The sequence below is a fragment of the Glaciimonas sp. PAMC28666 genome, assembly GCF_016917355.1.
In the GTDB taxonomy this organism is placed as follows: Bacteria; Pseudomonadota; Gammaproteobacteria; order Burkholderiales; family Burkholderiaceae_D; genus Glaciimonas.
The window spans coordinates 1,504,639-1,517,062 of sequence record NZ_CP070304.1; the positions used below are offsets into that span (position 1 = coordinate 1,504,639).

Genomic DNA, 12,424 nt, shown 5'->3' on the forward strand with positions numbered 1-12,424 from the left:
CGGCTCCTTAAGCGGCGATAGGGTTGCTGTCCAGAACTTGATCGCCAGCATTGTGTGCTGCGCTGAAACGGATCGCAATCGCGCAGAGCGCTGACACCGTGACCAGAATTCCCAAGACGCTTAGCGTATTTTGCACGTCGCCCAAGCCCTTCATCAAAAATCCTGCCAACACGGCTCCGACATTTCCGCCAGCACCGATAATGCCCGCTACACCACCCAACGCTTTGCGGTCAATAAACGGCACTAAAGCGTAAGTTGCACCACAGGCCATGTGTGTGAAAAGACCGAAAGTCAACATCGCACAGATTGCTAGCGTCACGCTATTTGCATGTGAAAACCACAGCAGTCCTAATCCTTCGCCAACCATCATGACGAACAACAGTGTCGCGCGGGTGTTTAGAGTTCCGCGCAATGCAACCTTGTCCGACAACCAGCCACCCAAAGCACGTGCAAACAAGGCCAGCAAACCAAAACTTGCAGCGGCCATTCCGGCGCTTTTTAACGACAGGCCAAAATGGTCAACGTAATAAATGGCAGCGATGTTATGAATAAAAATTTCCACACCGAAGCATGCGCCGTAGGTAACAAACAAAAGCCAAACGCGATAGTTGAGGCTCGCCGCACGGAAACTTGCCCAGCCACCCTTTTTGCCGCCTTCAACCGTTATACCTTTAGCGCGTAACTCAGCATAATTACCCTCTGGGCAATCTTGTGTATAACGCCAATAAACGCCACCCATAATCACCATCAATACGCCCGGCACCAACAAGGCTAGCCGCCATCCCATGGTGTCGCTAACGCCCAACATGATGAGGGCAGTGAGCAATAAGGGCATCAGCGCCTGTGCCGCACCGCCGCCTACATTGCCCCAGCCTGCCGCGGCGGCGTTGGCGGTCCCGACCACATTGGAGGCAAACATTACCGAGGTGTGATATTGCGTGATAACAAAACTGGCACCGACAGCACCGATACATAACCGAAAAAACAGGAAGCTTTCGTAGCTCTGCGAAAACGACACGCCAAACACGGGAATTGCGCCGAGCAGCAACAGACCTGTGTACGTTTTCCGCGGGCCGAAGCGATCGCACATGGGGCCGATAATCAATCTGACCAAAATAGTAACTGCCACGGCGGCAATATTGATGTTAGCGATTTGCCCGATGGTTAGACCGAATTGCCCCTTGATAACAGGCATTAACGGCGCACAGGCAAACCACGCAAAAAAGCAAGCGAAGAACGCCATCCAGGTTAAATGGAAGGCGCGCATTTGCGGCGTGCTGAAACTGAAGAGTTTGATACTGGTGGCTTTGCTGGTCATGATTTTTTTCCCATAAAAACAAAAAGGCGCCCACTTAACTCGGTAAGAATTACCTGGTTAAGTGGACGCCGTTGTCCTGGCAGATCCGTCTTTAGATCTGCGTAATAGTTGATAGTACGGAATCATCATTGACTCTGTTAATCAATACTAAGCAAATCCTGTGCCAATCTGAAATGGGGCTAATTTCGACTTTTAAGACGTTGGGAGGCGTGATGGACCAAGGGAAGGCGTCATTTTAAATAGCTGCGCATTTAAATGGTGCGGTGCTGCATTTTTTTGGGGAGGGAATTATATAGACAAGATTTTATGCATAGGAGGAATAAATAAGATTATTTACTCCTCCATCATAAATAGTATTTTCGACTTCTGAATCATGCTTAAAGCATTAAATCCGCCGATGTTATGCTGCTCGCTGTCGGCGTGATTTTTGGTTATATACCGCTATTTTTTCCGAGAATGCAGCCTCCACCGAATTACTGAAGAAATCGACTGCCTGCTGCAATGGCGTTGGCAAACGTGACTGAATCAGCCAGATATCGAGGATGGACTTGAAGTCGCTGATCGTGATGATATCCAATTGATCGCGGTGCGCGCTGCGCTCCAGTTGCGGCATCGGCACAAAACCAAGCCCAAGCCCGGCCGCAACCAGTCCTAGCTGCAGGTCAACACCAAAAGACTCAAGGCCAACCTTAAACGACAAACCCTGCCCGACCAGTGCTCTTTGCAGTACGGCGCGAAAACCGCAGCCATCCGGGCTCAAAATCCAACCGGTATCATGACAATCTTTCAATTTGTAGCTGCGCTTTGTCATGGTTCCCCTAGCTGCAACCACTACCAGTTCCACCCGCCCCAACGTCTCACCAATCACATTATCCGGAAGCACTTTGGTGGACGGGAAAAGAGCAGCTGCGGCGTCCATCTCACCATTGGCGACCCTGGACACCAACTGCGTTCCCCAGCCGGTCGACACTTGTGTACTTAGATCGGGGAAGGCGCCCTTAAGTTGTTTGAGTGCATCAAGCAGAACGACATCGCCAATCGCCTGCGTGATACCAAGGCGAAAAGTACCAACCGGCGCTACTTCGCTTCCCACCATATCGCGCAGTTCTTCCACTTCCCGCAAAACGACGCGGCACTGCTCGTACACCACTTTGCCCATGGGATTTGGACGCGGTGGTTTGGTCGTTCGGTCGAGCAACTCAATACCAAGTTCTTCTTCGAAGTTTTGAACGCGACGGGTAATCGCCGACTGCGTCAGTTGGAGCGCCTCTGCAGCTAAACTGATGGACTGACATCGCACAGTTGCCACAAAAGCGTCTATATCATCTATTTTCATAATAAGTTGGCATAAGCCTCATCAAAATTTATTCCTAATTTTAATAGAAAATCTTCCGCATAGTTAGCAAGATCTGCCTTTTTAGCATCAAAAAATTCGCCTGAACATTGTCTTTTTTTCTATTTTTTGCCGAATTTCACACAATACATTTAAATACTGCATGCTCTGACCTCCCTTTTACCGAAGCGTTCTTGCGCAAATCCATTTTGTGCAAAATTCAGTCATGCAGCGAACGCATACCGACATGCGGAATGCTTCGTTGGAATTCTGCACCCGAAGCCTTAGGCTCATTTTTTACCTTCACGTTAACAATTTAGAATCATTTAACGATTGAGAATAGCTATGAGCATCGAATTCATCGGCATGATCGGCCCAAAAAAAGTATCAGAAATTCATCCTGCGCACGGTCCGGCGCTAAATCCGGATTACATTACAAAATTTGCACAAGCCCACGAGCAATCAGGCTTTGATCGAATTTTGATCGCGCAGCATTCAACCGACGCCGATCCGTTTTTGGTTACCTGCCACGCGGCGGCAGCGACCAAAAAAATTGGCTTCATGCTGGCCCATCGCCCCGGGTTTATCGCGCCAACGATGGCAGCGCGCAAATTGGCTACTCTCGATCAATTGAGTGGCGGGCGTTTGGCGGTGCATATTATTTCCGGTGGCGACGATGAAGAACAACAGCGGGATGGTGATTTTTTGTCACACGATGAACGCTATGCGCGCACGGATGAATACCTCGCAGTTTTGCGCAAAGTTTGGACCAGCGATATACCGTTTGACCACGAAGGCAAATATTACCGATTCAAAAATAGTTATTCGGAAGTTAAGACCGTGCAGCAGCCGTATATCCCCATTTACTTCGGCGGTGCTTCGCCACCCGCCATTCAGGTTGCCGCCAAACATGCGGATGTCTACGCACTATGGGGAGAAACCCACGATCAGGTCAGAGATATCATTCGCAAGGTAAGCGCAGAAGCCGAAAAATATGGGCGCAAGCCACGCTTTTCTGTGTCCTTCCGTCCGATCCTCGCCGACACGGAAGAGGCGGCGTGGGCGCGCGCCGAAAACATTCTGGCGGAAACCAGACGCGTTCGACAAGCGAGTGGCTTACGCAGCGCGCCGGGTGATCCGAAACAAAGCGAAGGCGCGCGGCGTCTGTTAGCGGCAGCGGAACGTGGAGACCGCCACGATAAATGCCTATGGACAGCGATCGCCAAAGAAATTGGTGGTCGTTCGAATTCGACCGCGCTGGTAGGAACACCGGCACAGGTTGCCGATGCTTTACTGGATTACGTTGAGTTGGGCGTGTCGACATTCTTGATTCGCGGTTTTGATCCGTTGGAAGATGCCGTCGATTATGGTCGTACCTTGATTCCGCTCACGCGCCAGCTGGTTGCGGAACGCATAGCCCAACGAAAGCAGAAATAAATGTCCATTCAACTCTCCCGTCCATCTGTTTTGCGTTTGCAACGGCTTCTCGTAGCCAGCTTAATCAGCCTCACCCTCAGCATCTCCTCCATTGCGGCGGCGGATGCACCAGCCCGGATCGTGCTTAAAGTAGCCGATCAAAAAGGCGGGATGAGAGCGCAACTTGAAGCTGCCGGTGAACTGAAAAATCTGCCCTATGATATCAAGTGGTCCGAATTTGTCGCTGCGGCGCCATTACTTGAGGCGTTAAATGCCGGAGCCGTCGACGTCGGCTATGCTGGTGACGCACCGTTGGTTTTTTCACTGGCGGCAGGCGCGCCGCTGAAAGCGATCGGAGTCAACAAAACTGATCCTTTCGGCACGGCACTTATTGCCAATTCAGATTCCCCACTGTCGGGTGCGGCCAGTTTAAAGGGCAAGCGCATCGCCACCGGCAAGGGCTCCATCGGGCACTACCTGACGCTAGCTGCGCTTGCGTCTGTTGGTCTTAAAGCCAGTGACGTTTCGTTTCGCTTTCTCTCGCCGGTAGATGCCAAGACGGCTTTGGCCGGCAACTCGGTCGATGTCTGGGCAACATGGGAACCTTACACGGCATTGGCAGAACTGACCGGGCACGCTAAAATTATCGTGAATGGCCGCGGCCTTTCCGCAGGCCTCAGCTATCTGATCGCGCACGAAGATGCGATCAAAACCAAACGCGCCGCACTCCAGGATTTTCTACAACGGTTGGCGCTGGCGCAGCGCTGGTCCAACGAACACATTGATGCGTATTCGACCGCTTTGGCCGATCTTATCGGGGTTCCGAAGGAAGTTGCGAAGTTATCTTGGGAGCGACGTCAGGGGAAATGGATTCCAATTGATGATAACGTGATAAAAACCCAGCAACATACCGCCGACGTCTACGCCGAAGCGGGTATCATCCAGCATAAACTGATCGTTTCTAACGGTTTTGATCATAGTTTCCCGCTACAGAAATAGGGCGTGTCAGCATGTCACAATTACTTAATGGCGCTAGTCCGGCAAATTTGGCGCGCCTGAGAAACTTTATCCGCGAATTAGCCGAGTTGCTTGATCGCACCCCCCCGGAAGCGGAGATTTTGCGCGCCGGGAGCGCGCTGCTAAAACAGCTTGTGTCTGTTGACGACTGGCTCCCGTCTGCCTTTGCCCATCCGAACGCTGACCGATACCAACAATTCTTGCTCCATGCCGATTCGCGTGAGCGGTTTTCCATCGTCAGCTTTGTCTGGGGGCCGGGACAAGCCACGCCCATTCACGATCACACCATATGGGGCTTGATCGGCATGTTGCGCGGTGCCGAATATTCACAACCTTATCAAGCCGGTCCAGATGGTCGCTTTTCCGCTGTTGGCGCGGCGACACACTTGCGGCCGGGGGACGTTGAGGCAGTCTCCCCCACTATTGGCGACGTCCATAAAGTCCATAACGCCTACATCGACAAGGCGTCCATCAGCATCCACGTTTATGGTGCGAATATCGGCGCAGTCAAACGCTCGGTCTACGCTGAAGACGGCAGTACCAAACCGTTTATTTCCGGCTATTCCAATACGATGCTGCCCAATATATGGGATCGCTCCGCGGAGCCCAACAAAACCCACTAGACTTCTTTTGGAACCTCATAAAGATTACGGACCATTCATGACCCGCACGCCGACCAGCTTTCCCGAGGACACTATTATCGACGCCCATGCTGTTGATACTGGTTTATCAGATTCAGGCTTTAGTACACACTCGTTTCAACAGATCCGGTATCAACAGATCCGTGCTGCGCTCTTGCAGCGTCAAGAACTGGCATTGCTGGACGTCCGTGAGGAAGCGCCATTCGCAGAAGCCCATCCGTTATTTGCCGCCAATTTGCCCCTTTCGCGAATTGAGCTGGACAGCGCTGCACGTATCCCGCGCCGAAATACGTTGATCGTGGTGTACGACGATGGTGAGGGTCTCGCCATCGATGCCGCGCGTCGTTTGCGGCGACTTGGCTATTCTGACGTCACGTTACTTGAAGGCGGTCTTGCGGGGTGGCGTGAAGCGGGGGGCGAAATTTTTCGCGACGTCAATGCCCCGAGTAAAGCTTTTGGCGAGCTGGTTGACGCGCAAAGACATACGCCGTCATTGTCGGCACCGGAAGTAAAGGCACTGCTGGACGCCGATGCTGATGTGGTGGTGCTGGATGCGCGTCGTTTTGAAGAATACAACATGATGAGTATCCCCAACGGGATCAGTGTGCCGGGAGCCGAGTTGGTTTTGCGCGTACGCCAGCTTGCACCACGACCCGAAACCCGGGTTATCGTCAATTGTGCCGGCCGCACCCGCAGCATCATCGGTACGCAATCCCTGGTGAATGCAGGTATTCCTAACCCGGTTTCCGCACTGCGCAATGGCACCATCGGCTGGACTTTAGCGGGTCAAACGCTGGATACTGGAAAAACCCGGCAATTTGCCGATTTCGGCACGACATCCGCCGATGATCGCGCGCAAGCGCAGCGTGCAGCCCGCCAGGTCGCCGATCAGGCCCGCGTGTTGCGCGCAGATAGCGACGCCTTAACCCAGTGGAAAAACGACCCCACCCGCACCACGTATCGCTTTGATGTCCGCACACCGGAAGAGTATGCCAGCGGTCATCACCCCGATTTTCGCTCGGCACCCGGCGGACAGCTGGTGCAAGAAACCGATCACGCGGCACCCGTGCGGGGCGCGCGGATCGTCCTGACCGACGACGATGGCGTGCGCGCCAATATGACGGCATCCTGGCTGGCGCAGATGGGTTGGGAGGTATTTGTCCTCGATGATGTCGGACCGCAGAATTTAACCCAATGCGGCAGCAACGCCGATAACGACAAAGCCTCGCTACCACCTGCACTGCCGGTCAATAGTGTCGCCCCGCGCACGCTTGCGGCTTGGTTGGAACAAGATCTGCCACGTGACGCCTCCCAAGCCAAAACGGTGATTTTTGATTTCACCAGCAGCGCGAATTTTGTAAAACAGCATATTCCCGGTGCCTGGTTTGTACTCCGTTCGCAGCTCGCCGCCGCGCTGGATAAGACGCCCCTGGCAAGTCGTTATGTACTCACCTGTAATACCAGTCTGCTGGCGCGCTACATCGTCAGCGATCTGCAGGCGCTGACAAAGACACCAGTATTCCTATTAGAGGGCGGTACGTCGGCGTGGGTTGCGGCGGGCCTTCCTCAGGTGGCGGGAGAAGCAACAGACGCAGGTGCAACCGCGCTGGCCTCTCCGCGCATTGATCGGTACCGCCGTCCTTACGAAGGCACCGACAATCCAGCCGCTGCCATGCAAGCCTATCTTGACTGGGAATATGGCCTGGTGGATCAACTGACCCTTGATGGGACACATGGTTTCTTTGTCATCTAGCAATGGAGGACAAATCGTCCCGCATTTTCCTCCGGCATTCCATTTTCATGCTCAAACGTATCAACCCCGGCGATGGAATACTGCGCTTCGGAAGTCCGTTACGATTTGGCGCGGTTGTCGATTAAAATGTATCTCCAATAGAAAAATGTCACCTCACGAGAATTGAGGTTCCGGGGACATTTTTGCTGCTTTCGATACGATGAAATGACAATACTCTCCACGCCAAACCCCGCAGCTGTCGAATCCTCCTTTCCCCCTATTTCCGAGGCGGTGATCGGGGTTGCAACCAGCCATCTACGTGACATATTGTCGATTGCCATCGAGCATGCGCCTGAGCGCGCGGCGGTCGTGGTGTTTGACACCCGCTGTCCGCTTGCCGCCGCATTAACACAAGCGTACCGGCGTTGCCTTCCCACTGCCACATTCATCGACTTCGATGCGGTCGATGCGGAAGTTGTGCTGGCCGCCTTCGTGCCGTTGGCGCCAGGCGATTTAGTGATACTGATTCAATCAACGAATTTTCGCCTGGAAGCGTTCCGACTCCGGGTCGAGCTTTTCAAGCGCGCATTAAAAGTGATCGAACATCCTCACCTATCCCGAATGGTCGGCCTGGAAGCCGGTTATTACATTGATTCCCTGGCTTACAATCCCGATTACTATCGCGTTGTTGGATATGCGCTAAAAGCGCGGATTGATAGCGCCAGACGTGGGGTAGTGGATAGCGGTGGCGAACAGTTGGTTTTTGATTCGCCCTTCGAACCGGCCAAGCTCAACATCGGCGACTATAGCGATATGAAAAATGTCGGTGGACAGTTTCCGATAGGCGAGGTTTTCACCGAGGCGCAGGATTTGGAAGCCGTCAACGGGAGGGTGCGTATTTTTGTATTCGGCGATACGCAATTCCACGTCAATAAACCGGCGCAACCCATCACTTTGGTAATCGCAAAAGGCCGTGTCAGCGAGGTCATCAATTCGACGCCTGATTTCGATCAGGTGCTCGCGAATATCCGAGCCGCGGAAGGCGAAGTCTGGCTGCGTGAACTCGGTTTCGGTATGAACCGCGCTTTTTCGCAAGACCGTTTTGTGAGCGATATTGGCAGTTACGAAAGGATGTGCGGTATCCACCTTTCGCTTGGTGCCAAACATGGGGTCTACAATAAAGCAGCGATTAAGCGTGCTGACGCCAGATTTCACATTGACGTCTTTGCGGTGACAAACGCTGTCACGCTTGATGAATGCGTCGTTTATAGAGACGGTGCGTGGCAAGTTTAAGTATTCGGCCGTTATTACCTGAATTGCCCGGCAAAAAAAAGTCTCAAACTGGCATAAATTAGGTAATATTTGTGGCAATTGCGCTCTTCTTCTGCCTCTGGCATTTCGAGCGAATTTTGATACACATTGGAGAAACATGACTACTACCAGTCCAGTATCGGGAACAAGCCTTGATGGAAGCCCTTCGGCGACATTGACGGCATCGCTGGCAGCCTTAGATGATTTTCGGGTGTTGCATCCCAAGGAAGTCGTCCACATATTGCGCCAGCTCGCGCAGCAAAAAGACCCTTTGAGTATTTCCTTCGGGAGGTCAGGGTCGCGCATAAAGACGCGTATCCTGGCGGTCGATGAAATTACCGGTTCCTTCTTCTACGATTACGGTAGCAATGACGCTGAAAATGAACAACATCAGGAATCGGGAGAAAATCTGTTTTCCGGAATGCAGTCTGGTGCGCATATCCAGTTTGTCTGCGGTCGCCCAGAACCGCACAATTATGACGGTTTACCGGCATTCAAATCGCAGTTACCGGAAAGCCTGTACCGCATACAGCGGCGCGAACACTTCCGAATAGAAACGCCGACGGATAATCCCTATATTTGCACAGCAACCCTACCGGATAAACGCCGCATGTCGTTTTACGTAGTGGATTTGTCGTTGTCGGGCGTACGGCTGCGTTCCACCGACGCCAGTATTGGCGAGCTCGTTATCGGGATGACGCTGACCGATGCAACCTTCGATTATCAGGATCTGGGAGAAATGGCCTCGGATTTGAAAATCACCTTTATTCATAACAGCCAGACGTTCAGCGATCCGATTTTTCACTTCGGGTGCCAGTTTTTGAGTTTCCCCAAAACGCAAGAAGCGCAGTTGCAGCAGGTGATTACCCTTTTAGAACTGCGCCGAAACAGAACTTGAGAAGCAGAACTTGAGAAACAGAACTTGAGAAGCAGAACTTGAGAAACAGAACTTGAGAAGCAGAACTTGGGAAGCAGAACTTGAAACTGTCAGCTTTAGCCAAAGCACAAGCTCTGCAGGCAAACCGCAGGGCCGTATGGTTGTAACAGCGGCTGAATTAATGGCTAAAGATAAACGATTAAACCAGAACGAAGACCGCTGGCATATATAGGCTGTTTTGCTGCATGCGGGGTTAGCGCCAGGCTTAATCGCTAGCTGCAACCACCTGGAATGTTATTTGAAATACAATTTCAATATTCTTTGGAGAAAGTATTCGTTTAACCCTGGTATCTTGATATCTACCATAGCGATGGTTGTTGTAGAGTACGAGCTAACGTTTTTCCCGTTATCCAGCCGAGATTTGGTAAGATCATTCATTCCAAAAAGTTTTGGAACGATTATTACTGCTTGCCATACTGATTCCTAACCCTATTTGCGAGTCGTTAGCGGCCTCCGGTTGCACTGTGGTTCGCTTATTCAATCTGTTGCTTTATGCCCAAAAATAAGACACGCAAGCCAATTGAAATTAAGATAGCAACGGTCGTGGCGGTTTCAGTTATTCTTCACGACGTGGATCTTTCGGTACTAGATAACGCATTGAAAGAGATGACGGGCGGTATCTCCGACTTCTTCGATAATGAATTCGCGGTAATCGATATCGCTGCTTTAGAGGATTCACCCAATGATATTGACTGGGGCGCACTGGTCAGACTGCTGAAAACCTATCAACTTAACGCCGTGGCAGTGCGCAATGCACCAGAATCAATGCATCCCGCCGTCATCGGGAACGGCCTGAGTATTGACACGGTGATTGCGCCTCGCACCGACTCCATCGCCCCATTGACCGCTGGGCAACCAATTGATGAATCCGCAGCCGATGTCGAGCAGGTTGCACCATCTACACCGCCTGCATCGCCAGTTACATCCGCAACTTTCCCCCTTCAGCAACCCATGATCGTCGACACACCAGTACGCGCCGGGCAAAAGATTTATGCACGTGGCACCGACCTTATCATTACTGCGATGGTCAATAATGGCGCCGAAATCATCGCCGACGGGAGTATCCACGTTTACGCACCATTGCGCGGCCGGGCTTTGGCAGGTGCGAGCGGCGATACAGAAGCACGCATTTTTGCTACCGCAATGGAGCCTGAACTGGTGTCAATTGCTGGCGTGTATCGGACCTTTGAAAATGGCTTACCAGCGGAATTGAAGGGTCAGGCGGCGCAAGTGCGATTAAACGGTGACCGGATTGATGTTATTTCGCTCAACTCAGCTTCCAGAGCATAATTTTTAGTATTCAAAATAGGAGTTTTCGTGGCAAAAATCATCGTTGTAACATCTGGCAAAGGCGGCGTCGGCAAGACGACATCCAGCGCCAGCTTTGCCTCAGGACTGGCCATGCGTGGTCACAAAACCGCTGTTCTGGATTTTGACGTCGGCCTACGTAATCTCGATCTGATTATGGGCTGCGAACGGCGCGTAGTGTATGACCTGATCAATGTAGTGAACAACGAAGCAACACTCAATCAGGCTCTGATCAAGGATAAGCATTGCGACAACTTATTCATTCTTCCGGCATCCCAAACTCGCGATAAAGACGCCCTGACCGAAGAGGGCGTGGAGCGCGTATTGAACGATTTGGCGAAAATGGATTTCGAATTCATTGTCTGCGACTCACCTGCTGGCATTGAACGCGGCGCGGTGATGGCGCTGACCTTTGCCGATGAAGCCGTGATTGTGACAAATCCCGAGGTTTCCTCAGTCCGTGACTCAGATCGCATTTTAGGGATTATCCAGGCCAAATCGCGGCGCGCTCAAAATGGCGGAGAGCCGGTCAAAGAGCATCTGCTGATAACTCGCTATTCGCCAAAACGCGTTGAGGCGGGCGAGATGCTTTCGCATACCGATGTCCAGGATATATTGCGCATCCCTTTGATCGGCATCATTCCTGAATCGGAAGCGGTGTTGCATGCATCGAACCAGGGCAATCCCGCGATCCACGTCAAGGGCAGCGATGTTGCCATGGCCTACGAGGACGTAGTCTCGCGATTCCTTGGCGAAGACGTGCCCCTTCGCTTTGCTAACTATCAAAAACCAGGCTTGCTATCGCGCCTCTTTGGAGGAAAGTAATATGGCTTTACTCTCGTTCTTGTTCACGAAACAACCGAAAAGCGCGTCTGCCGCTAAGGAGCGCCTGCAAATTATCATCGCACGTGAACGCAGCGGCCGCCAAGGCCCGGATTTTTTGCCAGCGCTACATAAGGAACTGATTGAGGTTATTTCAAAATATACCAAGGTCAATGCCAACGACATTAAAATTTCACTGGATCGCCAGGGAAATCTGGAAATCCTCGACGTCAATGTCGTGCTACCAGATATTTGATTGAGTCCGCAATGAATGTCGGGTTCCGTTCAGCCACAGCGGGCGCTAATCGCGTCCGCATGTTTTTTGAACCAGTTTTAGCACCCCTCTCCTAAAGTGTCGCGTGAAAGCGACATATCTCGCGCCGGAATTGATCTTTGGTGCAACATTGTAAATCGAAGAATTTTAAAATTTCACATTGCATTATAATTGCAGCTTGCGCCGCAGCGAATCAACGACCTTCCACCGTTACGGTCAAAAAGGCTTCCTGCAACATAGCTTTCGCTGCGCGAAAAGTGTTAGCATAAAGTTATTAATACCGAGATCTCGAAAAAAGGCGACTATTGAGACTTG

At 51.9% G+C, this 12,424-nt stretch carries 11 protein-coding genes; 9 read left to right on the top strand and 2 right to left on the bottom strand.

All coding sequences use genetic code 11. The annotated features are described in order from the left end of the window. Positions 1-7: 7 nt before the first annotated feature. Positions 8-1,318, bottom strand: a complete 1,311-nt coding sequence (locus JQN73_RS06375; RefSeq protein ID WP_205322268.1) for an MFS transporter — start codon at positions 1,316-1,318, stop codon at positions 8-10. 400 nt (positions 1,319-1,718) lie between these two features. Then, positions 1,719-2,654 carry a LysR family transcriptional regulator gene (locus tag JQN73_RS06380; protein WP_205322269.1) on the bottom strand — a complete coding sequence of 312 codons (936 nt, stop codon included), beginning with the start codon at positions 2,652-2,654 and terminating at the stop codon, positions 1,719-1,721. A gap of 342 nt (positions 2,655-2,996) precedes the next feature. Here JQN73_RS06380 and JQN73_RS06385 point away from each other — a divergent pair, with 342 nt between their 5' ends. From JQN73_RS06385 to minE, 9 genes are all read left to right on the top strand, one after another. Beyond that, the gene (locus tag JQN73_RS06385) at positions 2,997-4,088 is read left to right on the top strand and encodes an LLM class flavin-dependent oxidoreductase (protein ID WP_205322270.1); all 1,092 of its coding nucleotides are present in this window, start codon (positions 2,997-2,999) and stop codon (positions 4,086-4,088) included. Further along, on the top strand, positions 4,089-5,066 hold the full coding sequence (locus JQN73_RS06390) for an ABC transporter substrate-binding protein (protein WP_205322271.1): 978 nt from the start codon (positions 4,089-4,091) through the stop codon (positions 5,064-5,066). Positions 5,067-5,077: 11 nt separating this feature from the next. After that, positions 5,078-5,707, top strand: coding sequence for a cysteine dioxygenase (locus JQN73_RS06395; RefSeq protein ID WP_205322272.1), 630 nt, complete (start codon positions 5,078-5,080; stop codon positions 5,705-5,707). A gap of 37 nt (positions 5,708-5,744) precedes the next feature. Then, the gene (locus tag JQN73_RS06400) at positions 5,745-7,478 is read left to right on the top strand and encodes a rhodanese-related sulfurtransferase (protein ID WP_205322273.1); all 1,734 of its coding nucleotides are present in this window, start codon (positions 5,745-5,747) and stop codon (positions 7,476-7,478) included. 204 nt (positions 7,479-7,682) lie between these two features. After that, entirely contained in the window at positions 7,683-8,750 is a 1,068-nt protein-coding gene (locus JQN73_RS06405; RefSeq protein WP_205322274.1) for a hypothetical protein, read from the top strand. Between the two features lie 136 nt (positions 8,751-8,886). Beyond that, positions 8,887-9,666 (top strand): flagellar brake protein, encoded by a 780-nt coding sequence (locus JQN73_RS06410; RefSeq protein ID WP_205322275.1) that lies wholly within the window; start codon positions 8,887-8,889, stop codon positions 9,664-9,666. A 531-nt stretch (positions 9,667-10,197) separates the two neighbouring features. Then, the gene (gene minC, locus JQN73_RS06415; protein ID WP_205322276.1) at positions 10,198-10,995 is read left to right on the top strand and encodes a septum site-determining protein MinC; all 798 of its coding nucleotides are present in this window, start codon (positions 10,198-10,200) and stop codon (positions 10,993-10,995) included. A gap of 27 nt (positions 10,996-11,022) precedes the next feature. After that, positions 11,023-11,838, top strand: a complete 816-nt coding sequence (gene minD, locus JQN73_RS06420) for a septum site-determining protein MinD (RefSeq protein WP_205322277.1) — start codon at positions 11,023-11,025, stop codon at positions 11,836-11,838. Position 11,839: 1 nt separating this feature from the next. Then, positions 11,840-12,091, top strand: coding sequence for a cell division topological specificity factor MinE (gene minE, locus JQN73_RS06425; RefSeq protein ID WP_205322278.1), 252 nt, complete (start codon positions 11,840-11,842; stop codon positions 12,089-12,091). The last annotated feature ends 333 nt before the right edge of the window (positions 12,092-12,424 follow it).